Here is a 25,415-nt window from a genome sequence, read left to right as displayed (position 1 = left end):
AGCGAGAGCGAGCGGCGACGTTGCGTCGGTCGTCGCCCTCCGCGTCACTCGGTCGTCCAGTCGCGCAAGTCACTCGGTCGTCCAGTCGCGCAGGTCACTCGGTCGTCCAGTCGCGCAGGTCACTCGCTCGGAGCGGACGCGTCGGGCCTGGCTCCGCCCCGTGCGGCCTCGACGAGTGCGTCGTAGGCGTCGGCGTAGGCGTCCGCGACGGCGGCGGGGTCGTCGCGTTCCTCGCCGGTCAGTGGTCGCAGCGGGACGGTCCCGAGCGGGTCCACGTGTCCGGCGACACTCCCCACTCGCTCCTCGAGTCTGCCACCGCCGTTCCCGACGGCGTCACACGCCAACTGCCAGCGACGGCCGTCGAACACCCGACACCGACGTGGCTCGACGACGGCGACCGCGTCGTAGGCGACGCGTCGCGGTGGCGTGGCGGTGCGGTCCGGGCCGTCGCCCCCACCGCCGTTGCCGCCGGTCCCGTCGCCGCCCGTCCCCGCGCCGTCATCGCCTCCGTCGTCGCCGCTCTCCCCGCCGTCTCCACGCCCGTCGACCCCACGAAGCGGGTCGGCCACGTCGGCGTACGACTCGACGACCACCGGATCGGACTCACGGACGCGCTCGGCGAGGCGTGCCAGCGCAGGGAGGTGGTGGCGCCGCATCGCGTCGTTGAACTCGGCCACCGACGCGACACGCTCGGCGTCCGCCACCGGCAGTGCCTCCCGGACGCGCTCGGGGAGGTCGACGGTCGCGTTGACGACGTACTCCGGTCCCGTCGGCGTCGTCACGCGGTCGGCGAGGAACGTCCGTCCGCGTTCGCCCAACATCCCGGTTCGGTCGGGCGTCGGCTGCCAGAGTCTGTGGATCGGGTTGACCGCCTCCGGTCGCTCGTCGCCACCCGTCGCAGCGACGAGTCGCGCGGCGTCTTTCCCGTACAGCCGTCCGGCGGACAGCGCCCGGCGTGCGTCGTCGTGGTCGAACCACAGGTCGTTGCCGGCACGCGGTTTCACGCCGAGCGTCTCGGGTGGGAGCGTCGCGAGCAACCCCGTGGCGAAGGTGGTCTTCCCGGCGTCGACGCGGTCGGCACCGGCGACGAGCAGTCTCACGCGTCGCCGTCGGTGTCCGACCCGCTCGCGGCCGCGTCGTCGGACTCGCGGAGTCCGTAGTACCCCGGATCGGCGTCCGTCGGCGGCTCCGCGACGACGAGTTCGTCGCCGTGTTGCATCACCCACGGGATCGCCCAGTCGAGCAACACCTGTTCGGTCCCCTCGTCGATCTCGGCGTCCGGCTCTAGGTCCTGGAGCAACCGCGCGATCTCGTACACCGTGTACATCTGGCCTGGCTCCAGCAACTCCGCCGGCGTGTAGAAGTCGCAGGGGTAGATCCCCTCGAACTCGGACTTCGGTCGTGGCACACCTCCCAGTCCGTCTCGCCAGGTAAAATACACCGTGGAACCAGCGCGGAAGCGTGTGTCGCAGTCACGAGCACCGTCCCCCGAGTCGCCGGAGTAAAGACGGTCGGGAGCCGAGCGGGGAACATGGCAACTGAGACGGTGTCCAGCGACAAGGGGATCGGCCTCGGACTCGCACTCGGCGCGTTCGCGGTCGTGGGTGGTGGACTGATGCTGTTCGGCGGCTCGCAGTCGCTCAAGGCGTGGGGGTTCGCGGCCGCGATGGTCGCCGCCGCCCTGTCCGTGGTCGCGGTGCAGTTGTTCGAGGGGTGACGCCGTCCGACGACTGGCCACGTCGCCCACCGCTCCGCCACAGTAGCCGGCGCTGAGCGAGACGGTGGCCACACGGCGCAGATCACGGGGACTGCGCGGTCGTGGACGAACAAAGGTTCAAGACGCTACACCACTTAGCACGGGTACCAGCGATGACGGAGTACACGGACGAGGAGAAACGGATCGTCGCCTACCTGCGTGACAGCGTCGCGCGTGGCGAACAGTACTTCCGCGCGAAGAACATCGCCAACGCGATCGGACTCTCCGCGAAGCAGGTCGGCACGAGACTCCCACGACTCGCCGAGAAGGCCGACGAGGTAGACATCGAGAAGTGGGGCCGCGCCCGCTCGACCACCTGGCGCGTCGAACTCCCCTGACTCGTCCGTCTCACTCGTCTCACCTGCCGTACCCGTCTCGACGACCGGTACCCGGCGACCACACCCGACGGCTCACACTCGCCAGTCCACACTCGACAGCGGCCGCGCTCGCACTCCACTCCCGACGGTCGGAGGCCGACACCGCCACCGAGACCGTGGACCGATCGGAACCGGCCGACTTTTTCGCTGGGGGCCCTTACGAGTCGCCATGACCGTCCGGGCAACCCGGGAGTTCGTGTTCGACGCCACGCCGGCGGACGTGTGGGGGTTCATCTCCGACCCCGAGAAGCGTGCCGGCGCGATCAGCGTGGTCGAGGGGTTCGAGGTGACCGGGCCAGACACGGCCGTGTGGCACGTCGGGCTCCCGATCCCGATGCTCTCCTCGACGATGGACGTCGAGACGGAGGAGGTCGAGAAGGAGCCGCCGCGGTACGTCAAGTTCGTCGGCAAGTCGCGTGCGTTCAACGTCACCGGCGAACACACCGTCACGGAACTCGACGACGGCCGGACGCGGTTGACCAACGAGTTCGTCGTCGACGGACGCCTCCCCGGCGTCGAGTCGTTCTTCGAGCGCAACCTCGACGCCGAGATGGACAACCTCGAGGCGGCCGTGCGTGCCGACGAGGGGATCGAGATCCGCGAGTGACCGTGCGCCTCGCTCTCGCACAGCTGACCCCGACCGCGGGCGCCCTCGACCGCAACACCGAGCGGGCTCGCGAGGCGGTCGCGACCGCCGCCGACCGCGGCGCGGACCTGGTGGTGCTCCCGGAGTTGTGGGACGTGGGGTACTTCGCCTTCGACAGCTACGAGCGCGCCGCCGAGGGACTCGACGGCGACCGACTCGCGGCTATCCGTGAGACGGCGGCCGACGAGGCCATCGCCGTGGTCGCGGGCACCGTCGTGGAGGATCTGGCCGCCTCGGCGGCGACCGGGGAGGAGACGCCCGCAGACGAGGGACTGGCGAACACCGCCGTCGTCTTCGACGCCGACGGGGAGCGGCGGCTCGTGTACCGGAAACACCACCTGTTCGGTTACGACTCCGCCGAGACGCGCCTGTTGGAACCCGGCGAACGACTGCCGACAACGACGCTGTGCGGGTTCGAACTGGCCGTGACGACCTGCTACGACCTGCGGTTCCCGGAACAGTTCCGTGCGCTCGCGGACCGCGGTGCGACGCTCGTCGCGGTCCCGAGCGCGTGGCCGTACCCGCGAGTGGAACACTGGCGAACGCTGCCGGAGGCGCGTGCCGTCGAGAACCTCTGGTACGTCGCGGCGGCCAACGGGGTCGGCGCCGTCGGCGACGAACGCCTCGTCGGCCGCTCGACGGTGTACGACCCGTGGGGAACGACCGTCGTCGGTGCGGGGACCGAGACGGGCGTCGTGACCGCCGAGGTCGACCCCGAGCGGGTGGAGACCGTCCGCGAGGAGTTCGGCGCGCTCGGGGACCGCCGGCCATACTGAGTGACCGTCTCGTTCGGCACCGACTCGCGGTCTCACTCCGCCGGCGGTGCGTCCGGCCCTTGCTCACCCTCTGCCGACCGCCACCCGCCGGGCACCGGGACGCGACCGGCGGCGTACAGCCCGACGAGCGTCAGGGTGACGAGTCCGATGCCGGCCGCCAGCCCGCGGTAGATCGGGTCGAAGCCGAACCCGTAGCTGCGGCCGACGCCGACGACGCCGCTCCCACCAGACTCCAACAGCAGCGCCAGTCCACTGAACACGGCGTAGGCGCTGGCACGCCCCGTCGGGGGCAACGCCGACAACATGTACGTGTCCGTCGCGGGGAACAGCGAGTGTGCCGCCAACCCCAACAGCACCGACACCGCGGCGACGGCGGCCGCAGACTCCACGTACGTCAACGCGACGAGCCCGAGGGCGACGGTCGCGTTGATCCCGATCAGGTACGGGACGTTCGGGAGCCGGTCGGCGAGGCGGCCGCCGAGCCAGAACGCCGGGATGCCGGAGGCGAAGGTGAGCGTCAACAGGCCGTTCGCGGTCGACTCCGAGAGCCCCTTGTCGAGGAGGTAGCTGACGTAGAAGTTGAAGGTACCTTGCCAGGCGAAGCCGGCGACGACGACGACACCGAGCCCGGCCAACACGACTCGCCAGCGACTCAAGGCGACGCGGAAGTCGCGTTCGGGTGCGGCGCTGGCCGGCTCCTCGCGACTCCGGAACACCCACCACAGCGCGAGCGTCACCAGTGCCGCCCCGGCGGCCAGCGTCCAGAACACGAGTCGCCAGTCGCCGAGCTGTGCGACCGCGAACAGCGCCACGGTGGGGGCGACGACCGGCGCGACCTGACTCGCCGTGCCGTGGATCCCGACCATCCGCCCGGTCTCGCTGGGGTACAGCGCCCCGATCAGCGGGATGGCGGCGACGAAGTAGCCTCCGGTCGACAGCCCGACCGCCAGCGAGCCGAGTCGGAGCCCCAACAGCGAGTTCGCGGTGGCGGTGAACGCCGCCGCGAGTGTCAGCGAGATTCCCGTCCCCAAGACGACCCGCTCGCGTCGCACCCGCGTGAGGAGGTAGCCGATCGGGATGCGCGGGAGTGCGGTGCCGAGCCACACGAGGGTGGTGACGGAGCCGACGGCCGCCGCAGACAGCGACAGCGACGACTGGAACTCCGGCACCAGCGGCGCGAACGCCACTCGGCCGAAGTTGACCAGGAACACCAACCCACAGAGAGTCGTGAAGACGCGACGTGTCACTGTCGAGAGGTGGACGACCGCGGGGTTCAAGCGTTGCGAACCCGGCGCGCCGTGCCGAGTGGTACGCTCCCACACGATACGTCGCGTGGTGTCGAGGGACCCACGGAGTCGACCGGCGGTCGGTCCGCGGTCGCTCGCCGCCGGAGGGCCTTTCGTCGCCGCCGTCGAACGGAGAGGCGATGATCACCGCAGACAGGATGGCGGAGGTGGACCGCAACGCGGCGGCGCTGGGTGTCCCACGCGCGAAACTGATGGAGTCCAGCGGGAACGCCGTCGCCCGCGTCGTCCGCGAGCACGCGGAGCCGGGGGCGAGCGTGACGCTACTGTGTGGTCGCGGGAACAACGGTGGCGACGCGTTCGTCGCGGCGCGGTTCCTCGACGAGTTCGACGTGCGGGTCGTCCTGCTCGGCCGCCCGGAGACCATCTCGACGGAGATCGCCCGCGACAACTGGGCCGCACTCCAGACAGCAGAGATCCAGACCCGACAGGTACGCGACGGGAGTGCGTTCCGACCCGGCGATTCGAGCGTGGGGACGGACACGGAGCGTGACGGGGACACGAGTGGCTCCGCCGACGCAGCCGAGTCGGACGGCCCGCTCGCGGACGCGGACGTGGTCGTCGACGCGCTGCTGGGCACGGGCGTGACGGGCGCGCTCCGCGAGCCGGCGGCGACGGCGGCGCGCGCGGTGAACCGAGCGGGCGAGCGCGGCGCGACGGTGCTCTCCGTCGACGTTCCCTCGGGCGTGGACGCAGACACCGGCGAGTCGGCGGGCGTCGCCGTGGAGCCGGACGCGGTCGTCACGTTCCACGACACGAAGCCGGGACTGCGCGAGCGTGCCGCCGCTGACGAGTTCGCCGTCACCGTCGCGGACATCGGCATCCCGGAGGCCGCAGAGCGGTTCGTCGGTCCCGGCGACCTGCGTCCACTCGGGCGGCGGCGGGACAGCCACAAGGGTGACCACGGGGAGGTACTCGTCGTCGGCGGTGGTCCCTACACCGGCGCCCCGACGCTGGCTGCACGAGCGGCGCTGCGCGCGGGTGCCGACCTCGTTCGCGTGGCAGTGCCCGCGTCGATCGCCCGCGAGGTACAGGGGTTCGACGAGTCGCTGATCGTCCGGCCGTACGACGGCGACCGAATCGGCTCCGAGACCGTCGAGACGGTGCTCGATCTCGCCGAGGAGCAGGACACGGTCGTTCTCGGTCCGGGCCTGGGCGACGCACCCGAGACACTGACCGCCGTCGAGACGTTCCTCGACCGCTACGACGGGACGGCGGTCGTCGACGCGGAGGCGACGCGACTCGTCCCCGAGGTGACGACGGACGCGACGCTGGTGTGTACGCCGCACCGCGGCGAGTTCGCGGCGATGGGTGGTGACCCGAGCGGCGACTGGGAGACCCGAGCGGCGGCCGTCGAGTCGTTCGCCGCCGGTCTCGACGCCGACGCGACGCTGGTGGTGACGGGACCGGAAGACGTGATCTCCGACGGCGAGACGACGCGCATCTCACGGACCGGAAACCCGAGTATGACCGTCGGTGGAACCGGCGACGTACTCGCCGGTGTCGCGGGCGCGCTCACGGCGGTGGTGGATCCGGCCCGCGGTGCGAGTCTGGCGGCGTGGGCGACCGGACGCGCCGGCGACACCGCCGCCGAGACGTACGGCGACGGACTCGTCGCGACCGACCTGCTGCCGGTGTTGCCGAGCGCGCTCCGGGACGACGAGACGGGCAGCGGTGGAACCGGTGGCCGCTCCGACGGATCGGAGGGGGGCCGATGACCGACGGTCGCGACGAGGCGGACACCGACGGTGGTGCACACGGCGAGAGCACCGCGGACGCCCAGGCCGGTGAGCACGCCCGGGCCGGTGAGCACGACGAGGGAACCGGCGACGCACCCGAGCAGTTGACCCACACGGACGACTCCGGGGAGGCACAGATGGTCGACGTGGGGGCGAAGCCGGACACCGCGCGACGGGCCGTGGCGCGTGGGGAACTCCGCCTCCAGCCGTCGACCGTCGCGGCGGTGCGTGCCAGCGACGTGGCGAAGGGCGACGTGCTCGCGACCGCGCGGATCGGTGCCGTCCAGGCGGTGAAACACACCTGGGAGACGATCCCGCTGTGTCACCAGATCCCGATCACGAACGTCGACACGGAGTTCGATCTCCACGAGGAGCGGATCGTCCTCACCGTCGCGGTCGAGACGACCGGGAAGACCGGCTGCGAGATGGAGGCACTCCAGGGTGTCACGACCGGCCTGAACACCGTCGTGGACATGGTGAAAGCCGCCGAGAAGGACGAGGAGGGTGGGTACCCCACACTCGAACTGGGTGACGTGCGCGTCGTCACGAAGGAGAAGCGACCGCCGGAGTGACCGGAACACGGGTGGGCGTGACTCCAGTCGCGTCGTCTCCCGGTCACGTCGTACGACAGTTTATAATCGAGGGCGAAGTACCCCGGGACATGATCTCACTCGACGACGCCGTGACGGCCCGACTGGAGTCACACGGAGCGCGGTTCGAGGTACTGCTCGACCCGGACGCGGCGCTCGCGATCAAACGCGGTGAGTTCGACGGGGAGTTGGAGGACGTGATCGCCGCCGAGGACGTCTTCGAGAACGCCTCGCGCGGCGACCGGCCGGCGGAGTCGGACCTCGAAGACGTGTTCGGCACGACGGAGCCGCTGGAGATCATCCCGGAGGTGGTCAAGGACGGGGAGATCCAGATCACGGCCGAACAGCGTCGCGAGATGCAGGAACAGAAACACAAGCAGTTGGTGAACAAGATCACGCGCAACGCGGTGAACCCGCAGATGGACGACGCGCCCCACCCACCGGAGCGGATCGAGCGGGCGTTGGAGGAGGGCGGGTTCACCGTCGACCCGATGGAGCCGGTCGAGAACCAGGTCGACGAGGCGCTGGACGTGTTGCGACCGATCATCCCGATCCGGTTCGACGAGGTGACGATGGCGTGTCAACTCCCGCCGGAGTACGCCGGGAGCGGCCAGGCGAAGGTGCGCGAGTTCGGCGAACTGGAACGCGAGGAGTGGCAGTCCGACGGCTCGTGGGTCGGCGTCGTCCGGTTCCCCGCGGGCCTGCAGAACGACTTCTACGACCTCGTCAACGAGGTGTCAAGCGGCGAGGCCGAGACGCGCGTCGTCAGAGACGAAGACGACATCAGCACGCGGTAGGGGACACGACATCGGCGCGGTAGACGGCGTCAGACTCGGGTGTCGGTGGTCGCGTCACACGACTCGGTTCGGATCGACGGCACGACGGCTTCGGAACGGAGAAGTCGAGAGAATCGGACCGCGAACGGTCACCGGACGGTCGACTATCCCTTCCGGAAGCCGAGCATGAAGCCACCGGTGAAGCCGGCCGAGATGGACAGCGTCGAGAGAATCGTGTTCAGGATCGGCGCCCCGACCTCGCCGGCCTCGCCGCTCTTGCCGAGGATCCCGGAGAGCGTGCCCCCGAACTTCTCCCAGTTGACGGTGATGAACCCCTGTGACTCGAGGAACTTGAACAGCGCCAGTTCCAACCCGACCAAGACGGCGATCAGTTTGGCGATCTTCTTCGCCGCGAAGCCGGTGATACCTCCGACCGCCGCCCCAGTTCCCAACTCGAGTCCGAGTTGTTGTGGATCGAGTGCGAACTGGAGTAGTGTCACGTCGACCATACACGCCTCTGTGCGTCCCCTTCTTAAGTTGTTTGTGGGTACGCACCACGCCGTGTCCGAGTTCGGTCGGTCGCCGCGAGACCACGACACCCGCCGGTGGTGGGGTCGTGTCACGCGAGAACCGCACCACACTGCGTTGCGTCGCACCGAGCCGAGCTCCGTCGACTCGGAGGACGCGCCGACTCCGATCGGCTCAGTTCAGGACGCGGTCCGCGACGGCGGCGAGTTCGTCACTCGACGCGTCCGCCAGCGGGGTGTCGCCGAACTTGAGCCGCAGCCGTGGCCGACCCACGTCGATCGGCACCTTCTCGGTGTCGATGATCCCCATGTCCTCCAACTCCGTCTTCGTGCGGGAGAACGTCGCCTTCGAGGCGATGCCGATGTCCTCGCCCCACTTCGAGATGTCGTACAACAACGCCTCGTTCTTGGCCGCGACCAACAGCGAGATGGTCACCTCGTCGAGCCCCTCGCCGTTGCCGCGGGCCGTCTCCAGCGACGCCAAGACGGCGTCGAAGTCGGCACGGGCGTCCGGCCCGATGTCCTCGTCCATCGTCTCGCGGACACGGGTGATCCCCGGCGTCCGGAGGTCGAACGCCTCGGCAGCCTCGAACCGTTCCGTGAACGTCTCGTGGGCGTCCGCGACGAACTCCTCGTCGGTCGCCGCCAGCGCGGCCACGCTCTCGGAGGCAGGCACCAACGCGTACAGGTCGTCTGCACCGACGAAGACGGTGTTCTCCGCGACACCGTCGAGCACGCGCAGTTCCATCTTCTCCGCCTCGACCAGGTCCGCCGCGTCGGAGGCGACGAGGAAGTCGTCCCGCACGTCCTTCAACACGTCCTCGTCGGCGAGGACGCTGATCTCCGGGAGGGCGTCGACCGACGCCGTCCCGTAGTCGACGAGTGCCCGGAACGTCTCCGGCGACGGGTCGACGAGGACCACGTCCCCGTCGATCGCCCCCAGTATCGCCTCGATCGCTCCCTGTCTGTCGTCACCGCGTAAATTCGATACCATCTTTCCAAATTGGTCTGAGGGGGTGTGAGAATTTAATACTGTCGACTATTCGCCCGATGAGCTTCGGAATAGAATCTTAATGCCGTCAAACACTACTGAATATTTTTCTGAGAGTGTGTCGTGTTTCTCCACGGGACGACCGGCCGGTCAGTCGGTCGTTCGGTCGCGGAACCGGGTGTCGGCGTGTGCAGTGTGCGAACGTCCGGCTGCCGTCGTGGCCCGTCCCCGCCGTGTGTGGCGTCGGGTCCCGGTCAGTGTTGCCCGGGGGCGACGGTTGAGGCGTCTCCGGGGACACGCGAAAGTCGTGTCCTCTACGGGAGACGGGGAGTCGCGTCGCACGGTGTTGAGTCTCGTCGCCGCCGGGAACTTCGCACAACTCGGGGCCCGGTTCCTCCTGAGTCCGGTCGTTCCGCTGGTGATCCTCCAGTTCGACGCCAGCGAGTCGACGGTCGGACTCGCGCTGACGCTGATGTGGGCGACGTACGCGTTGTTCCAGTTCCCGAGCGGGGTGTTGGCCGACCGGCTCGGCGAGCGGCGACTGCTGCTCACGGGGTTGGCCGGCACCGCAGTCGGGACGACGCTGATCGCACTGTCGCCGTCGCTGGTCGCGTACGGACTGTTCGCGGTCGTCTTGGGCGCCGGTGCGGGGTTGTTCTTCTCGCCTGCCTCCTCGCTGCTCTCGCGGACGTTCGAGAACAGCGGCGGCGCCTTGGGGGCGTTGACCGCCGGCGGCGCGCTGGCGGGTGTCGCGTACCCCGCCGTCGGGGGCTTCCTGGGCGACACCTACGGGTGGCGTGTGGCGGTCGCTGCGGGGGCCGCGGTCGCGATTCCGACGCTGCTCGCGACGGCAGTGTACCTCCCGACGACGACGCCCGCGAACCCACAGCGTCGACTCGCCGCCGCGATCGACCCGAGTCGCGTCGTCGGGCTCCTCTCGCGACCCAGCGTCGCGTACACGACACTCGTCGCGATCGCCGTCAGCTTCACCTTCCAGGCGTTCTCCTCGCTGTTCCCGACGTTCCTCGTCCAGTACCGACCGGGGATCGACTCCCCGGCGACCGCCGGGCTCGTGTTCGGTGCGGTGTTCGGTCTCTCGTCGGTGGCCCAACCACTCGCGGGGCGACTCTCCGACAGGGTGTCGCGGGACCTCGCCATCGGGAGCAGCGTCGCGCTGACTGCGACGGGATTCCTCCTCCTCCTGTTCGTCCCCGGGACGGTCGGTCTCGCGCTCGGCGCGACTGTGTTGGGTGTCGGCATCTCCTGGCCGGGACCGGTCCAGGCGCGGTTCATGGACCAACTCTCCGACGAGGAACGCGGGTACGGGTTCGGCCTGGTGCGGACCGTCTACATGTTCTCGGCTGCCCCGGGGAGTGTCGTCGTGGGGACGCTCGCGCAACGCGCCGGCTGGGTGCCCGCGTACGGTGTCGTCGTCGCGATCCTGCTGGCGTGTCTGGCGACGCTGCTCGCGAACGAACTGTTCTCGCTGGAACTGTGAGGGGTCGGCCGTCAGACCACTCCGGTCCACCGCTCTGAGGTCTCGCCGTCGTGCAGTTGATACTCGTGGCGCCCCCAGCTACCGTCGATGTCGACCACCTGCGAGTTGTGTCGTCGGACGGTCCCCGTCGAGCGACTCGACGACCCACAGGTCGTGCAAGAACACCACCTCAGACCGGAGGAACGAGCGACGAGCCCGACGGTGACGCTGTGTCGTCCCTGTCACGACCAGATCCACGCGACGTTCACCAACGAGGAACTCCGCGCCGACTACGACACCTTGGAAGCACTGCGTGCGGCCGACCGGCTCGCCGACTACCTCGACTGGATCCGGACGACCGACACGCTCTCGATCCAGGTGGAGACGAGCGACCACGTCCGCCGGCGGCGGTGACGAGCGGGAGAGGGGTCGCGTCCCCGTCTGCGACCGCCGCGTTCAGGTCGTGAACAGGTCGGTGTCGTCGGGGACCGCGAACAACCCGAGGCGGACGCCACAGTCGAGCCACCCGTAGCCGTACGAGAACGACGCCAGCGCGTTGACGGGGTCGTCGTTCTCCCGGAAGTGCTCCCCGTCCTCGAGGTACGAGACGGCCATCTCTCGACACTCGACGGCTCCGTCGTGGGCCGGCGTCCCGGCCGGAACCGCGATCTCGGCGGCTTCCAACGCCGCCGCCAACATCTCCCCGTACCGATCCGTCTTCTCCACGAGCTCCGCTGGCATCGCCACGCACTCGTCTCTCTGCCCACCTGAGCGTTGTGTCCTCACCGTTCGACGCCTCTCGCCACACCCGACTGCACGACACACGTCGACTGACTCGTAGTTCGACGCACGTCGACTCACAGAATCGACACACGCAGACACCTCTCGAACGGCTCCGTCCGTGTCCGCGGAGGCCCGAACACGCCCTTGCAGACGACCTCGGGATGGTTCCTGACGACTCCGGTCTGGAACGGGAGGTTCCGTAGACAATCGGCAGTATCTTTCTCGTGAACGAGAAGCGTGTAGTGTCCGAGACGAACGTTCGACACCGTCGAGCCGTCGGTGTGGATCGTTACTCCTTTGTTGTGGTGGTCGCTGTAGGAATCTACGATGTCGACGCACGAGCACTCCCGAGAGGGCGAACCGACCGACGTGACAGAGAACCGATCGACGAGAGACGACGGTGACGACGCCGACCGCGTCGCCACGGACGGGGGGAACCGGCGCGAGCCGATCCACCCGGCCAAGGCGCTCTTGGAAGACGCAGCTGGATTGTGAGGCTCGACGGCCCGCCACGAGTTCGGGGGAGCGGGCCGTGGTCGTCGGCGAGCGGCAGTGGACCGGTGAGCAGCAGTGTGTCACCGAGGGTCCCACCGACCGACGGCGGAGCGAGTGTTCGCCGAGAGACGGGAAGCTACGCTCGGGGGGTCCGACGGCCCGTCGGTGTACTCGCTGTGCCGGACAGCACAACGCTCAAATCGCCGAGGGACCAACCCCGGTTCGATGACCGATTCTGCGGACACCGTCGAACACAGACCGTTGATCGTCGCCGGTACGGGCGCGGCCGGACTCTCCGCGGCCGTCTACGCCGCGCGGAGCAACCTCGACCCGCTCGTCTTCGAGGGTGACGAACCCGGCGGGCAGTTGACGCTGACGACAGAAGTCGAGAACTACCTCGGGTTCCCCGAGGGGATCTCCGGTCCGGACCTGATCGACGACGGGAAGGAGCAAGCCGAGCGCTTCGGCGCCGAGATCCGCAACGGCGTCGTCGAGTCTGTCGACGACTCCGAGCGACCGTTCCGCGTCGAGCTCACCAACGGCGACGTGTACACCTGCGACGCGTTGATCGCCGCCAGCGGCGCGAGCGCCCGCACGCTCGGCGTCCCCGGCGAGGACGAACTGATGGGGTACGGGCTGTCGACGTGTGCGACGTGTGACGGGGCGTTCTTCCGCGGCGAGGACATGCTCGTCGTCGGCGGTGGGGACGCCGCGATGGAGGAGGCGTCGTTCCTGACGAAGTTCGCCGACACCGTCTACGTCGCCCACCGGCGCGAGGAGTTCCGGGCGGAGGACTATTGGATCGACCGCCTGCAGGGGCACGTCGACGACGGCGCGGTGGAGATCATGCGCAACACGGAGCTGACGGAGATTCACGGCACCCGCGAGGACGGCGTCGACCACGCGCGTCTGGTCCGTCACCCGGAGGGGTACCCGAAAGAGAAGCTCGACGACCCCGAGTACGCCGACGAGGTCGAACAGTTCGACCTGGACGTGGGTGCGGTGTTCTACGCCATCGGCCACACGCCGAACACGGGGTACCTCGAAGACACCGGCGTCGAGTTGGACGACACCGGTTACATCCAGACGCAGGGTGGCGTCGGCGGTGGTCAGACGAAGACGGGCGTACCGGGGATCTTCGGTGCCGGCGACGTGGTCGACTTCCACTACCAGCAGGCCGTGACGGCCGCCGGGATGGGGTGTAAGGCAGCGCTCGACGCCGACCAGTGGCTCGAAGAGGAGGCGGACGCCAGCGCAGCACAGACGACGGAGGCGGCGGCCGCGGGCGACGACTGAGGCCACACGACTGCACTTCCGTGACGGCGACACTACGTGACTGCACTTCCGCGACGACGCCACGTGACTGCGTGCTCGCGACGACGACGCCACACACTTATCCCTGCGTCTCGCCGAAGGGAGGTATGGTAGACACCGAGACGTACACGGTCGAGGCACCGAACGGCGAGACGGACGCGGTCGAACTGCCGGAAGGGCTCGTCGACCTGCTCGCAGAACAGGGCGAGAACCCCTCGCACGTCGTCACGGACGTGATCGTGCAGGCGTTCGCACAGCAGGCGCACATGATCGCCCACCACACGGAGGGCGAGACACCCGAGGACGTGGCCGAGATCGAGGAGAAGGCCGGCGAGCTGTTCGAGGAGCGGTTCGGCCAGAGCCTCGAAGAGGCGATGGGTCACTCGCACTGATCCCGACCGAGACGGTCCGGCGGTGGGACTAAGCCACTGGTGGCCGGTCACCGGACGTGCACGAGACACGGAGCGGACAGGGTCGGGCGACGACACCACTCCCACTCACGACGGATTCACACGACCAGCGACGCGTGTTGCGGCGCCCACGTCGGCGACGCGCGTTGCGGCGCCCACGTCGGCGCTGCGTGTTGTGGCGCCCACGTCGGCGCTCCGGGGGTGAGCGGTGACGCGGCGTGGACGGGCGGCCGTCGTCGCTGCGGTCGCGGTGTACGTCGGCTCGCGCGCGATCGCGCGGTTCGGACTCGCCGAGGCCGTCCTCGGCACGGCAGTCGACCCCGCCGTCGCGACCGCCCTGTCGTTGGTCGCGCTCGTGTTGGGCGCGTACGGGAGCTACGCCGTGATTCTCGAGCGACTCCTGCGGACGACCGACAGACGACGCCGCGACGAGGTTCGGAGTCTGGTCCGACTCGCGGTGGTCGGCGTCGCGGCCGTCGCGGCGTTCGGTGTCGTCACCCGCGAGTGGGTGAGCGTCTTGGTGTCGTTGGGCGTGCTCGGGTTCGCGGCGACGTTCGCACTCCAACAGCCGCTCGCCTCGCTGGCCGGCTGGCTGTACGTCGTCGTCACCCGGCCGTACCGCGTCGGCGACCGCATCGCCATCGAGGACACGCGCGGTGACGTGGTCTCCATCGACCTGTTCGTCACGGAGGTGTGGGAGATCGACGGGGACCTGGTCGAGGCGAACCAGCCGTCGGGTCGGATCGTGACGATCCCGAACAGCACGGTTCTGACGGCGCGGGTGGTGAACTTCTACGGCGACGGCGTCCAGTACGTCTGGAACGAACTCTCGGTGCAGGTCGCCTACGAGACGGAACTGGCGTTCGCCCGCGAACAACTGGTCGCGGCCGCGGAGGCGGAACTGGGCGAGGAGATGGCCCAGAACGTCCGCGAGTACCGCGATCGGCTCGCCGAGACGCCGGTCGAACTCGACGTGACCGAGACACCGACGGTGAACGTCGTCCAACGAGAGTCGTGGGTGGAACTCCGCCTCCGGTACCTCGTCCACCCGCGCCGCGGGACTCGGGTGCGCAACCGCCTGTACGAGCGGATTCTGGAACGGTTCGGCGAACACCCCGAGCGCATCCGGTTTCCCGTCTCGCGGAACCGGTGAGCGTATCGGAGCGCGACCCGCCGTCGAGATCCGCTCGCGTCGACTCGCTGCGTCGCGATCCGGTCAGATGCGTCGACCCGCCGCCTCGCGAGCCGCTCAGATCCACTCGCGCCGTCGGAAGTGTGCGACCATCAGCGCAGTCAGCAGTGCCATCCCGAGCATCGCCGCGGGGTAGCCGAACGTCCACGTCGTCTCCGGCATCGCGAACGGGGAGTCGGCGAAGTTCATCCCGTAGATGCCCACGACGAACGTCAGCGGGATGAAGATCGTCGCCACGACGGTGAGCGTCTTCGTCACCTCGTTGGTCGACTGCGAGACGGCGTTGAGGTAGATGTCGCGCGAGCCGGCGGTGAGGTCGCGGTACGTCTCCACCAGGTCCAGCGTCTGGACGAGTTGGTCGGCCACGTCGCGGAAGTACTTCTCGTTGGCCGCGGTGACGTGCGTCGTGTCACCCCGTGTGACGGTCGCCAGCGCCTCTCTGGTGGGCCACACGACCTTCCGGAAGGCGAGGAGGTCCCGTCGCACGTCGTTGAGGTCCGCGAGTACGTTCGGGTCGGGGTCGTCGAGCACGCGGTTCTCGACCGCCTCGATGTCCGTCTCGATCTCGTCGAGTGTCTCGAAGTACTCTCCGACGACAGCGTCGACGATCCGGTACGCGAGGAAGTCCGTCCCGCGGTCGACGACCCGCCGGTCGACGGCGTCCCAGCGAGGGCCGGTCGGGTCGACGGACGCCGAGCCGGAGGGGGACAGCGTCACCAGCCACCCGTCCCCGAGGAACAGCCCGACCGAGTGTGTCACCACCTCCTTGTGGAACGCCACGTCGTCGCGCTGGCTCAGGGCGACGGTCTTCACCAGGAGGAACGTGTGCTCGTCGAACGTCGACACCTTCGGCCGCGCCTCCTCGTCGGTCAGGTCCGCCAGCGCCAACGGGTGGAGGCCGAACCGCTCGCGGAGCGTCTCCGTCGTCTCCCCGTCCGGGCGGTCGGCGTGGACCCACGTCTCGCCCGGCGCCGCGACGGCGGCGTCGACGTCGTCGTACGTCTCACGCCCCGCGTCCGTGAACACGGCCGCCGAGAGGGTCACGCTCGCTCACCTCGCCGAGGGTCGGCGCCGTCCGTCGGGCGACGAGCGGCGGTCACGCCGTCTCACCGCCGGACGGGAACGGGTCGACGACGAGCAGTGCGAGGCCGACGGTGACGGCCGTCACGGAGAACGCGCGGCCGGGGTAGGCGACGGCCACGCCGACGGCGTAGCCGACGAGCCCGACCGCCGTGAGGGCGGCACCGAGCAGTGTCGAACGATCCATGCGGGCCGGTGCACTCGGAGCGGCAAGAAGCCTCCCCCGCGACGGTGGCGGGACGGGGCGTGAGTCGCCGGCTTCGTCGGCCACCCGACGGCGACAGATCCCGAGCCCGGAGCCGGCCGGTACCCGACGGCTCTCGGCCGTCAGTCTCCCGCCCGTCAGTCGTCGGCGGCCGCCGTCGCCCCCTCGGTGGTGGTGGGCTGCTCGCGGCTCGTCACCGCGCGACTGGTCAACAGGAGGTAGCCGAAGCCGACCTTCGCGGTCACGTCCAACACCGTGAACCCGGTCGTCTCGGCGAACAGCGGGACGACGCCGGCACCCTCGGTCCCGACGATCCACAGGATCGGGTACACCGTCCACAACACGGCCGTGAGTGTCCGGAGCGTGCCGAACGTGCTCGCCACCTCGGCGTCCGCCTCCTCGATCCGGGCGCCGAGCACCCGGTAGAGGTAGTAGAGGATGAACAGGAACGACACCGTACTCACCGTCCACCAGGTGTACCGCTCGACGGCCGTGTTCGACAGGGCGCCGACCAGCCCGGTGACGATCATGAACCCGTCGACGGCGATCAGCGTCCCGATGGTCGTCCGGTCCGCCTTCGCGAGCAGACACAGGTCCAACAACAACAGCGGCGTGGTGAACAGCCAGTCGGCGTACCGCGCCCAGTAGATGTCGACGGTGCCGCGCCCGACGACCTCCACCTCGGTCAGGCCGAACCCGAAGAACATCGACAGGTACGCCGCCGACGCGATGGCCGGCACCATGATCGTGATCGCGTAGTACTCTCGTTCCTCTCCCCGTGCGTCCCACCCGCGGACGAGGAAGTACGTCATCCCCAGCAACATCGCGACTGTCCCGACCGCCAGGGGAACTCGTTCCGTCCGTCCGCCGAGCACGCCGACTTGGAGCAGTGTCTCGAACACGCCCCACACCGCGTCCCGCGTCCACTTCGGTACAACCCGACTAACACGGCGCCTCGACCCCAGACGGCGGGTAACGAGCCGATAACACACGCGGAGCGCACCGAGTCGACCTCGCCACGTCGGGTGGTGTCGACCCGACCTCGACACCTCGGGTGGCGTCCGTCGGAGGCTGTCATCACCGTCCGAACTAAGTGCCGACTGGACGACCCGAGAACGTGCGAAAGTTCACCGTCGGACGTGTCTGGGGAATCCCGATCCGGATCAGCACCTCGTTGCTGATCTTCCTGCCGGTGTTGGCGTGGCTGATCGGGAGTGGACAGCAGATCGAACTGTACGCGGGGACACTGGGCGGGCTGACCGGCGCGGGGTTCGACCTCGCGGTCCTGCAGGCGGGGGCGACGCCGTGGCTGATCGGTGCGACGGCCGCCGTCGGGCTGTTCGTCAGTGTCACCCTCCACGAGCTGGGCCACTCGTGGGTGGCACTGCGGTACGGCATCGGGATCGAGTCGATCACGCTGTGGATCCTGGGCGGACTGGCCGCCCTGGAGGAGATGCCACGCGAGTGGACACGCGAGTTCTGGATCGCCATCGCGGGGCCGATCACCAGTCTCCTCGTCGCGGCCGCGTTCTACGGCGTCACGGTCGCCGTCCCCGAGGGGCTCCAGGTCGTGCGGTTCGTCGTCGGCTACCTCGCGGTCACGAACGTCGTGTTGGCCGTGTTCAACCTCCTGCCGGCGTTCCCGATGGACGGGGGCCGCATCCTCCGGGCGCTGTTGGCCCGCTCGCGCTCGTACGGCTCGGCGACGCGGATCGCGGGCCGGATCGGCGTCGTGTTCGCCGTGTTGTTCGCCGTCGTCGGCGTCCTTGGCTTCCAGCCGATCCTGTTGTTGCTGGCGCTGTTCGTCTACGGCGCCGCGACGACGGAGTCGCGGACGGTGTTGCTCGACGAACTGCTCACCGGGTTGACGGTCGGCGACGTGATGAGTCGCGATCCGGTCTCGGTGCCGGCCGACACGACGGTGGCCGAACTCGGGAGTCGACTGCTCCGTGATCGCCAGCCAGTCCACCTCGTCACCGACCGCGGGCAGGTGGTCGGCGTGGTGACGCTGGACGACCTCCGTGCGGTGAAGGACCGCGACCACCACGTCGTCCAGGTCGGCGAGATCGCCAGAGACGTGCCACGAGTCGCGCCCGAAGACGACGCCTTCGACACGCTGGCGACGCTCGGTGCCGGCGGGGGCTCGACCGCACTCGTCACCGTCGACGGCGACGTGGTCGGCACCCTCTCCGAGACGGACTACTCGCGGGCGATGACGGTCCAGCGTGACTTCCAGAGCGGACTGACCGGGTGACCGGATCGGGACCCCCGAGGCGACTCCCCGGGGAGAACACGCTCACTCCTCGTCGGGGGTGAGGATCGCCGGCGGCTCGTCGTCCGCCTGGTCGGGGTCGGGCAACACGGCCGTCTCGATGCGGTCGGCCACCTGGAGACTCACCGTGTCGACGACGGCCAACGCCTCTCGTTCGTAGTCGGGCACGTCGAGCACCTCTCTGAAGAACCGCGAGAGCGTCCGGAGGGCGTCGTACGACTCCGCGGCCCGCTCGCGTCCGGCGTCGGTCAGCGTCACCCCCTCGTAGGGCTCGTACGACACCAACCCCTCCGCCTCCAGTCGCTGGAGTGCCTCCGTCGCCGTCGCCGGCGACCGGTCGACCGCCTCCGCGACGTAGCCGCTCGGCACGCGCCCGTGGAACCGCTCCTCGGCGACGTACACGACCAACAGGTACCGCGTCGCACTCGTCACGGCGCCCCCACCCCGGTCGTGTCCGTCGGCCACCCGTCCGCTCGCCTCGTCTCTCCCATCGTCTTTTAGGGTAACCTAAAGATTGAAGAAGGCTTCGGTCGGATCGGTACCGAGTGACAGGGTTTAGGCGACGCGAAATTTTCTTAGGCCTGCCAAATCCCACAATTATATGTGTGGACGACCCCTACCGGGTCGTGTATGAGCGCGGAAGGGCTGGAACGACAGACGCGTAGCTTCCTGAACGACGAGGTCCCGCAGATCCAAGACCACGGTGGGAACTTCGAGGTCCGCGACGTGGACGAGGAGACCGGCGAGGTCACCGTCGCTATCGGCGGTGCCTGTTCCGGCTGTGGCATCGCGCCGATGACGATGCAGGCGATCGAGTCACGGCTGCCCGAGGAGGTCGACGACCTGTCGAACGTTGAGGTCGTGCGGACCGGTGGCCCGCGCGCCGCGGTGATGCCGCAGAAGACCGACGAGATGGAGGAGATGGACGAGTACGAGGACTACCAGCCGCCGTTCTGAGGCGACGCGCCGGGCCACTGCGGTGTCGGGGGGCACCGTCGTGGGGCGGCGGTCGTACTCGCGTGTGCCGTCGGGGCCACTCGGTGGCACTCCCACCGAGACGCCTCGACGAGTCGCTCACCACGGCCCACTCTTCACCCGGTGCGCTCGACGCCGAGCCGATGCTCCGTCAGTCGAACCCCCAGTACTCTCTGTGCGCGGCGAGGTACGTCGGGTGTGGTTCGAACCCGGGGGTGGTCGGCTCGACGAGCCGTTCGCCGTCCAGTCTCGCTACCGTCTCGGGTGGGTCCCGATCCGTCGGGTCCGCGACGAACACGCGGTGGTCGTCCCGAATCCCGAACCACCCGTGGTCGAACGCCCAGTGGTGTGTCCGACAGAGCGTCAGTGCGTTCCTGAGGTCGTCGGGACCACCTTCGGCGACCGGATAGACGTGTGCAGCCTCGACCTCCGGCGACCCGGTCGGCGAGTAGCGCCGTGCCCCGCAGACGGTACACCGGTCGTCGTACAGGTCCCTGACACGGCGTCTGAACGCACTGGACCGGGCGACGCGGCGACGTGGTCGCGACGCTCGCGTCCGGTTCAGTTCGGGGGTGCCAGTCGACCGTTCCTCGATCCGCTCGTGTTCCGCCGTGTACGACTCCCAGGTGGCGACCTGCAGCTTCCGGAGGCGGAACTCGTAGAACATCCGCTCGCCGTCGCTGACGTACGCTGCGTCTCGCACTTCGACGAGCCCCTCGTACCGGTACCGGTCTTCGCCCTCGGTGCTCGTGAACAGGTAGATCGGGATCTCCTCGCTGCGGGCGTCCAGCAGTGCGGCGTTCGACACCGTCTCCGTCTGGTCGCCCTTCTCTGGAAGACCCTCCCCGCGGTAGGTGAACGCCGGTCCGTCACTCAACTCGTCGTCGTAGACCGCACCCTCGTTCGCCAGGAGGATCAGGTACGGTCCGGTGTCGGGGGTTCGGTAGGTGATCCCCTTGAACTGGTAGCCGAAGTTCGTCCCGAACCTCTCTTGGACCGCCGACTGCGTGAGTGTCTCTCCCAGTTCGAGCGGCTCGGCGAGCGGCGAACGTGTCACGGTCGAGTCTGTCCGCCGTACGGCATAAACCCACCCGCCGGTCCGGGAGTCGTCTTCGGCGACGACGATCACCCTGCCCACGTCCGTCCCCACCACTCTTGTATCACGAGCCAGTGGACGGAACCGATGGGGACCGAGCGCGAGGGTGACGTGTCGGCCGTCGTCGACGGCGTGGAACGACTCGGCGGAGAGGTGGTGACGGTGACCGACCTCGGTGAGGACGTCGCGGCGCTGATCGATCGCGCAGCCCCCTCGTTCGACTACGTGGTCGGTGACGCCACGGACGTGTACACGTCTAGCGCCGGCCACCGCTACTTCGACCTGGTCCACGACGGGGACACGCTCGACTGTGTCGCCTTCCAGGGCCGGCGAGAGGGGTTCACCGACGCGATCGAAGAGGACAGCCGTGTCGCGGTGGCTGGTGACCTCACCTACTACGGCCCTCGCGGGAACGTGAACGTACAGGTGTCGGACGTCGTCGTGGTTGGCGAGGGGCAGTACGACGCCGCCTACGAGGCGGCCCGGTCGGAGTTGGAGTCGGACGGCCTCCTCGCCCCGGCGGCCAAACGGTCGTTGCCCGACCACCCGCGACGGGTCGGCCTGGTGACGAGCGCCGACAGCGACGCCCGGGAGGACGCCGTCACGAGCCTCCACGAGTGCCACCCCGGCGTCGAGGTCGTCGTCTACGACGCGACCGTCCAGGGCGACGCCGCACTCCCGTCGTTACTCGGAGCGATCGCCGACGCAGACGCGGACCCGTCCGTCGACGTACTCGTCGTCACCCGCGGCGGCGGGGCCGACACGGACCTCCGGGTGTTCGACGACCTGGGACTGTGCCGTCGGCTGGCGGAGGCCGACACGCCGACCGTCGTCGCGGTCGGCCACGAACGCGACACTGTCCTCGCCGGCGAGGTGGCCGACGCCCGTGCGATGACCCCGACCGACGTCGGTCAGTGTGTGCTCGCCGACTCACGTCGGGACCTGCTGGACAGACACGCCCGACTGTCGGAGGCGTTGGACACCGCGTACGGGCGGCTGGCCACGCGACGGCTCGACCGCCTGGCAGAGAGTCTCGACGAGGCGTACGAGACACACACGGCCGAGCGCGTTGGCGAACTCCGCCACGAGGTGGACGAGCGCTTCGCACGGCGTGCGACGAGCGAGTTGGCCGACCGGCGGTCGGAGCTGGACGCGGCCTTCGAACGCCGCGTGTCGACGGGGCTCACCGCACTCCGGAACCGACTGGACCACGCGTTAGACACTCGCGAACGGACGCACCGCCACGAGGCAGAGAAGGAGGCGGCGATCGAGGAGGCGACGACCGCGGTCCGGGCCGACCACGAGACGACCACGCGACGACAGCGGGTGCTCATCGCGGTCCTCCTCGTGGCGTTGCTCGTGACGCTCGCCCTCCTCGTCTGGAGCCTCTGACCCCGACACCACCACTAGCATCACGAACCCATGACCTCGAACACGACCGACGAATCCACGGAGACGACCCAGGAGTCGACCGCGACGACCGAAGAGTCGACCGCGACGACCGACGCGACCATCTCGGAGAAAGTAGCCCGTGTGGAAGAGATCGTCGCACAGATCGAGGACGGCGACGTGTCCCTCGAACGGGCCCGCGACCTCCACACGGAGGGTCGGGAACTCCTCGACGAGCTGGAGGCGGATCTCGAACTGGGGGACGGCACGGTCGAGGAGCGGTGAGTCCGAGTCGGGTCGTGGACGTAGGAGACGCGCTACAGCGCCGTCCGTGTCGTCGACCCGCGTTCCGACTGCCTCTTTTCACTCGGGGGTAGTGATACGACTCACTAGACATCGGCCGAGCCAGGCCCCAGAAGTCGGGGGGTATTCGGCTATCTCGTTCGGTCTCTGTCGATCACCACCCGAGGTCCAGCTCTCCTTCCAGGGAGGTCTCCGTACTGTGGTACTCGTTCTCGACGGTCTCACAACGTTCTCGATTGTCCTGCTACGCACCGACGCACGTGAGTCACTCGGTCCAGGGCTCCCAGGAGGTAACGTCGGCCTCACTGGACCAGTACTCTTGATACAGTGAACAGAACTTCTGACATTGGAACCCCCGATAGGTTCCCCAACCCTGTGCACGGAACGCAGTCGGTGGTGCCTGGCCCATCAGCAGGAATCGGTCACGGATCTGGTACGCGAGGTTCGAGACGACGTAGTGGTGGAACGAGTCGACGGAGTCCGTGTCGAACGCCATCAGTTCGACTCTCGCGTCTGGGTCGCGGTCCAACGGCTGGTCGCCCTGGTCGCGTCGTTCGGTCCCCTGTCCGTCGTTGTGGATCGTGTGGACACCCGAGACGGCTTCCACCTCGAACCCGAGGTCGTCTTGGTCCTCCGTCGTGAGTTCGCTGGCGCGACGGGCGACTGGCGTATCGGGATCGCCGCCGAACCGCGAGAGGAACTGTTCGAGCACCGGCGGGTCGTGTTCGACTGGGTCGGGCTCGAGGTACACGTCCTGTTGGTAAATAATGGCGTCGTCGGGGTCGGCGTTCGGGAACGGCAACTCTACCGGTCCGTCGTCGTAGTGGCGCGCGAGTCGCCGTTCGAGTTCTCCGAACTGTGCTTGGAACGTGTCACTCGACAACTCCGCGATTGCTAAGAGTGCGGCCGTCAGTCGGTCCGGGTTCTCTAGCGGGGGGACCGTGTCGTACCCGCGTTCTCGGTACACGTGCCACTTCGCCAACCGCCGCGTCTGATCGACGTGTTCGCACTCTTCGCGGGTACGGAATCGCGGATTGTCCGCGTACGCCTCAGACTGGTGGTGTTTGATCTCCCCGTCGAACTCCATCTCTATCACGTGCTCTTCTCCAGCGTTGTCGATAACACTCAATCCGACTCTCTCGTCGTTTTCGCCCGTTATGAGTCCATCCATTAGTTGTCACCTCGGGTTCTACCGACATCCTGACCATCCTCGGTAAGGAAGGTACCTTCCCGGATCTCCTGTTCGATCTGTTCGGCCCGTTCTTCGAGTGTGCCGTTGGACTGGGTCCAGATTCGCTTGACTTCCTCCCAGCCGAGTCGTCCGCGGCGGGCTTTGGCGACGGCCTGTGTGCCCATCTGGTCGATGTCCCGTCCGACGGCTTTCGAGCCGAGGGAGGCACCGGTGGCTGCGTCGCCACCGCTCACCTGTGTCGCGAGGTTGACCATCTCGAGGAGTGCGGGGAGTCCCGTCGCGGTGAGGATGGTCTTGGTGAGTCCCCAGCCGACTTTGTCCCAGTTGTCGGTGTCGGCGAGGCCGTACAGGCGGCGTCGTTGGTCGTCGGTGAGTGCAACGTCGTCGAGGTCGTCGTCGATTTCGCGTTGGAGGGCTTCGACGTCGGCTCTGATACTGCCGACGGAGTCGAACCGATCGGCGAGGTCTCGTTGGGCTGGATCGCCACCCTCGGCAAGTGCCTGTTTCGTCTCGAGGTCGTCTCTCCGCTGGTTCCGTTCGATGACGGTCTGTGCGATGTCGTAGAGGTGCCCGAACTGGAGGTCGTTGTGTCTCTGGCGGTGATCGCTCACCTCTCCGGTTTCGTCGTCGGTGTCGAACAGCGCCAACGCTTCGAACATCTTGTCGTCCGCGATCCGTTGGACGTGCACGTCGGTGTCGGAGAGACGTTGAATCCCGAGTTCGCCACCGTTCATAACACGTCGTGCGGTCTCTTCGGCTTCTCGCTCCAGTTCGGGGTCGGGGACGCGTTCGGGTGTGAGGCGACTCTCCACCGCGCTCGTCGACATTCGGCTGAGGGTAGTTACTGTCACGGCACGGGCTCCCAGGAGTCGATGTCGGCGGTGGCGTCCCAGTAGTTCTCGTACTGTGGCCGGAACTTCTGTTCGTGGAAGGCGCGGTACTTCCCCCACCCAGGTGTGCGGAACGCGGTCGGGGGTGTGATACCCATCCGGAGGAAACAGTCTCGAATCTGGTACGCGAGGTGGGAGACGACGTAGTGGTGGAACGAGTCGATCTCGGCGGGGTCGAAGGGGACGAGTTCGATCCGGGCGTCTGGCTCTCTGTCGAGTGGGTCATCGACACTGGTGGTCTGTTCGCTGCCGGGAGCGTCGACGTGGAGTGAGTGCAGCCCGGAGACGGCTTCGACCTGGAAGTCGAGTGCGTCGACGGTGTCTGGGTCGAGGCTGTCTTTCGATGGGACTGCCGGGGTGTCGGAGTCACCGGCGAACCGACCGAGATACTGTTCGAGCACCGGTGGCTCGAACGTGACTGGATCGGGCTGGACGTACACGTCTTTTCGGTACACGAGTACGTCGTCGGGGTCGGCGTCCGGGAACGGCAACTCGACTGGGCCGTCGTCGTAGTGACTCTCGACCTGTCGTCGGAGGTCACCGAACTGCTCGGCGAACGTGGTCTCGTCGAGTCGCGCGAGTGCGATCAGTGCCGCGAGGAGGCGGTCGGGGTTGTTCGTGCTGTCGAGGGTGTCGTATCCGCGTTCCCGGTAGGCGTGCCACTTCGCGTACCGTCGTGTCTGGTTGACGTGTTCGTTCTCCTCGTCTGTTCGCTCTGTGGGGGCGTCTGAGTACTTTTTTTGTTCGTGTGCTAGTATTTCCCCGTCACTTCTTATGTCTATAAGGTGCTCGACACTGTTGTTGTCTATTACGCTCTGTCCGACAATATCATCTCCTTCTCCAGTGATGACTGAATCCAT

31 protein-coding genes are annotated in these 25,415 nt (G+C 68.2%); 17 read left to right on the top strand and 14 right to left on the bottom strand.

The features are described 5' to 3' along the window. Positions 1–119: 119 nt before the first annotated feature. Entirely contained in the window at positions 120–1,100 is a 981-nt protein-coding gene (locus RYH80_RS03280) for an ATPase (protein ID WP_370902435.1), read from the bottom strand. After that, entirely contained in the window at positions 1,097–1,408 is a 312-nt protein-coding gene (locus tag RYH80_RS03275; RefSeq protein ID WP_370902434.1) for a DUF5827 family protein, read from the bottom strand. Before RYH80_RS03275 ends, RYH80_RS03280 begins: the two co-directional genes overlap by 4 nt. Positions 1,409–1,531: 123 nt before the next feature. Between RYH80_RS03275 and RYH80_RS03270 the strand changes: the two genes are divergently transcribed. The 4 genes from RYH80_RS03270 (at position 1,532) to RYH80_RS03255 (ending at position 3,555) form a co-directional block, all read left to right on the top strand. After that, complete coding sequence (locus RYH80_RS03270) at positions 1,532–1,717, top strand: DUF7525 family protein (RefSeq protein ID WP_370902433.1); 186 nt, start codon at positions 1,532–1,534, stop codon at positions 1,715–1,717. Positions 1,718–1,869: 152 nt separating this feature from the next. Next, positions 1,870–2,094, top strand: coding sequence for a DUF7123 family protein (locus RYH80_RS03265; RefSeq protein WP_370902432.1), 225 nt, complete (start codon positions 1,870–1,872; stop codon positions 2,092–2,094). A gap of 208 nt (positions 2,095–2,302) precedes the next feature. After that, a complete protein-coding gene (locus RYH80_RS03260) occupies positions 2,303–2,740 on the top strand; it encodes an SRPBCC family protein (RefSeq protein ID WP_370902431.1) in 438 nt (145 codons plus the stop codon). A gap of 2 nt (positions 2,741–2,742) precedes the next feature. Continuing rightward, a complete protein-coding gene (locus RYH80_RS03255; RefSeq protein WP_370904640.1) occupies positions 2,743–3,555 on the top strand; it encodes a nitrilase-related carbon-nitrogen hydrolase in 813 nt (270 codons plus the stop codon). A gap of 32 nt (positions 3,556–3,587) precedes the next feature. Here the strand turns inward: RYH80_RS03255 and RYH80_RS03250 are convergent, their stop codons facing one another. Then, a complete protein-coding gene (locus RYH80_RS03250; protein ID WP_370902430.1) occupies positions 3,588–4,802 on the bottom strand; it encodes an MFS transporter in 1,215 nt (404 codons plus the stop codon). A 179-nt stretch (positions 4,803–4,981) separates the two neighbouring features. Between RYH80_RS03250 and RYH80_RS03245 the strand changes: the two genes are divergently transcribed. The 3 genes from RYH80_RS03245 (at position 4,982) to RYH80_RS03235 (ending at position 7,985) form a co-directional block, all read left to right on the top strand. Further along, on the top strand, positions 4,982–6,577 hold the full coding sequence (locus RYH80_RS03245; protein ID WP_370902429.1) for an NAD(P)H-hydrate dehydratase: 1,596 nt from the start codon (positions 4,982–4,984) through the stop codon (positions 6,575–6,577). After that, entirely contained in the window at positions 6,574–7,170 is a 597-nt protein-coding gene (gene moaC, locus RYH80_RS03240; RefSeq protein ID WP_370902428.1) for a cyclic pyranopterin monophosphate synthase MoaC, read from the top strand. The genes RYH80_RS03245 and moaC overlap by 4 nt, the downstream gene beginning before the upstream one ends. Positions 7,171–7,259: 89 nt before the next feature. Further along, a complete protein-coding gene (locus RYH80_RS03235; RefSeq protein ID WP_370902427.1) occupies positions 7,260–7,985 on the top strand; it encodes a ribosome assembly factor SBDS in 726 nt (241 codons plus the stop codon). Positions 7,986–8,128: 143 nt separating this feature from the next. Here the strand turns inward: RYH80_RS03235 and RYH80_RS03230 are convergent, their stop codons facing one another. Both RYH80_RS03230 and tbsP read right to left on the bottom strand, forming a co-directional pair. Continuing rightward, positions 8,129–8,464 (bottom strand): FUN14 domain-containing protein, encoded by a 336-nt coding sequence (locus RYH80_RS03230; RefSeq protein ID WP_370904639.1) that lies wholly within the window; start codon positions 8,462–8,464, stop codon positions 8,129–8,131. Between the two features lie 202 nt (positions 8,465–8,666). Continuing rightward, positions 8,667–9,485, bottom strand: a complete 819-nt coding sequence (tbsP, locus tag RYH80_RS03225; RefSeq protein WP_370902426.1) for a transcriptional regulator TbsP — start codon at positions 9,483–9,485, stop codon at positions 8,667–8,669. Positions 9,486–9,789: 304 nt separating this feature from the next. On the opposite strand from tbsP, the gene RYH80_RS03220 reads away from it, so the two are divergent. Then, complete coding sequence (locus RYH80_RS03220) at positions 9,790–10,980, top strand: MFS transporter (RefSeq protein WP_370902425.1); 1,191 nt, start codon at positions 9,790–9,792, stop codon at positions 10,978–10,980. Positions 10,981–11,067: 87 nt separating this feature from the next. Continuing rightward, a complete protein-coding gene (locus RYH80_RS03215; protein ID WP_370902424.1) occupies positions 11,068–11,373 on the top strand; it encodes a hypothetical protein in 306 nt (101 codons plus the stop codon). A gap of 42 nt (positions 11,374–11,415) precedes the next feature. Here RYH80_RS03215 and RYH80_RS03210 read toward each other — a convergent pair whose 3' ends face one another. Then, the gene (locus tag RYH80_RS03210) at positions 11,416–11,700 is read right to left on the bottom strand and encodes a DUF357 domain-containing protein (RefSeq protein WP_370902423.1); all 285 of its coding nucleotides are present in this window, start codon (positions 11,698–11,700) and stop codon (positions 11,416–11,418) included. Positions 11,701–12,069: 369 nt separating this feature from the next. Here RYH80_RS03210 and RYH80_RS03205 point away from each other — a divergent pair, with 369 nt between their 5' ends. The 4 genes from RYH80_RS03205 (at position 12,070) to RYH80_RS03190 (ending at position 15,114) form a co-directional block, all read left to right on the top strand. Then, positions 12,070–12,237, top strand: coding sequence for a hypothetical protein (locus RYH80_RS03205; RefSeq protein WP_370902422.1), 168 nt, complete (start codon positions 12,070–12,072; stop codon positions 12,235–12,237). A gap of 225 nt (positions 12,238–12,462) precedes the next feature. After that, positions 12,463–13,533, top strand: a complete 1,071-nt coding sequence (locus RYH80_RS03200) for an NAD(P)/FAD-dependent oxidoreductase (RefSeq protein WP_370902421.1) — start codon at positions 12,463–12,465, stop codon at positions 13,531–13,533. A 125-nt stretch (positions 13,534–13,658) separates the two neighbouring features. Next, complete coding sequence (locus RYH80_RS03195; RefSeq protein WP_370902420.1) at positions 13,659–13,943, top strand: DUF7545 family protein; 285 nt, start codon at positions 13,659–13,661, stop codon at positions 13,941–13,943. Between the two features lie 226 nt (positions 13,944–14,169). After that, the gene (locus RYH80_RS03190; protein ID WP_370902419.1) at positions 14,170–15,114 is read left to right on the top strand and encodes a mechanosensitive ion channel family protein; all 945 of its coding nucleotides are present in this window, start codon (positions 14,170–14,172) and stop codon (positions 15,112–15,114) included. A gap of 96 nt (positions 15,115–15,210) precedes the next feature. Here RYH80_RS03190 and corA read toward each other — a convergent pair whose 3' ends face one another. The 3 genes from corA to RYH80_RS03175 all read right to left on the bottom strand — a co-directional run bounded on the left by corA (position 15,211) and on the right by RYH80_RS03175 (position 17,313). Beyond that, entirely contained in the window at positions 15,211–16,197 is a 987-nt protein-coding gene (gene corA, locus RYH80_RS03185; protein ID WP_370902418.1) for a magnesium/cobalt transporter CorA, read from the bottom strand. 52 nt (positions 16,198–16,249) lie between these two features. Continuing rightward, positions 16,250–16,420, bottom strand: coding sequence for a hypothetical protein (locus RYH80_RS03180; protein WP_370902417.1), 171 nt, complete (start codon positions 16,418–16,420; stop codon positions 16,250–16,252). A gap of 155 nt (positions 16,421–16,575) precedes the next feature. Further along, the gene (locus RYH80_RS03175; RefSeq protein WP_370904638.1) at positions 16,576–17,313 is read right to left on the bottom strand and encodes a bacteriorhodopsin; all 738 of its coding nucleotides are present in this window, start codon (positions 17,311–17,313) and stop codon (positions 16,576–16,578) included. A 242-nt stretch (positions 17,314–17,555) separates the two neighbouring features. Here RYH80_RS03175 and RYH80_RS03170 point away from each other — a divergent pair, with 242 nt between their 5' ends. After that, the gene (locus RYH80_RS03170) at positions 17,556–18,692 is read left to right on the top strand and encodes a site-2 protease family protein (RefSeq protein WP_370902416.1); all 1,137 of its coding nucleotides are present in this window, start codon (positions 17,556–17,558) and stop codon (positions 18,690–18,692) included. Positions 18,693–18,734: 42 nt separating this feature from the next. Here the strand turns inward: RYH80_RS03170 and RYH80_RS03165 are convergent, their stop codons facing one another. After that, positions 18,735–19,142 (bottom strand): metal-dependent transcriptional regulator, encoded by a 408-nt coding sequence (locus RYH80_RS03165; protein WP_370902415.1) that lies wholly within the window; start codon positions 19,140–19,142, stop codon positions 18,735–18,737. A gap of 198 nt (positions 19,143–19,340) precedes the next feature. Here RYH80_RS03165 and RYH80_RS03160 point away from each other — a divergent pair, with 198 nt between their 5' ends. Beyond that, entirely contained in the window at positions 19,341–19,667 is a 327-nt protein-coding gene (locus RYH80_RS03160) for a NifU family protein (protein ID WP_370902414.1), read from the top strand. A 169-nt stretch (positions 19,668–19,836) separates the two neighbouring features. Here RYH80_RS03160 and RYH80_RS03155 read toward each other — a convergent pair whose 3' ends face one another. Next, positions 19,837–20,742 (bottom strand): HNH endonuclease, encoded by a 906-nt coding sequence (locus RYH80_RS03155; protein ID WP_370902413.1) that lies wholly within the window; start codon positions 20,740–20,742, stop codon positions 19,837–19,839. A gap of 126 nt (positions 20,743–20,868) precedes the next feature. Here RYH80_RS03155 and xseA point away from each other — a divergent pair, with 126 nt between their 5' ends. Both xseA and xseB read left to right on the top strand, forming a co-directional pair. After that, a complete protein-coding gene (xseA, locus tag RYH80_RS03150; RefSeq protein ID WP_370902412.1) occupies positions 20,869–22,173 on the top strand; it encodes an exodeoxyribonuclease VII large subunit in 1,305 nt (434 codons plus the stop codon). Positions 22,174–22,203: 30 nt separating this feature from the next. Next, complete coding sequence (gene xseB / locus RYH80_RS03145) at positions 22,204–22,455, top strand: exodeoxyribonuclease VII small subunit (RefSeq protein ID WP_370902411.1); 252 nt, start codon at positions 22,204–22,206, stop codon at positions 22,453–22,455. A gap of 283 nt (positions 22,456–22,738) precedes the next feature. On the opposite strand, the gene RYH80_RS03140 is transcribed toward xseB, so the two are convergent. The 3 genes from RYH80_RS03140 to RYH80_RS03130 are packed head-to-tail and all read right to left on the bottom strand — an operon-like array spanning position 22,739 to position 25,415. After that, positions 22,739–23,644 carry a DUF7958 family protein gene (locus tag RYH80_RS03140; RefSeq protein ID WP_370902410.1) on the bottom strand — a complete coding sequence of 302 codons (906 nt, stop codon included), beginning with the start codon at positions 23,642–23,644 and terminating at the stop codon, positions 22,739–22,741. Continuing rightward, positions 23,644–24,477 (bottom strand): hypothetical protein, encoded by an 834-nt coding sequence (locus RYH80_RS03135; protein WP_370902409.1) that lies wholly within the window; start codon positions 24,475–24,477, stop codon positions 23,644–23,646. The genes RYH80_RS03140 and RYH80_RS03135 overlap by 1 nt, the downstream gene beginning before the upstream one ends. Before the next feature lie 35 nt (positions 24,478–24,512). Further along, complete coding sequence (locus RYH80_RS03130) at positions 24,513–25,415, bottom strand: DUF7958 family protein (protein WP_370902408.1); 903 nt, start codon at positions 25,413–25,415, stop codon at positions 24,513–24,515.

It is taken from the genome of Halobaculum sp. MBLA0147, from assembly GCF_041361345.1.
In the GTDB taxonomy this organism is placed as follows: domain Archaea; phylum Halobacteriota; class Halobacteria; order Halobacteriales; family Haloferacaceae; genus JAHENP01.
The sequence above is the reverse complement of the archived record's forward strand: the minus strand, read 5'-3'. Positions and strand labels throughout refer to the sequence as shown.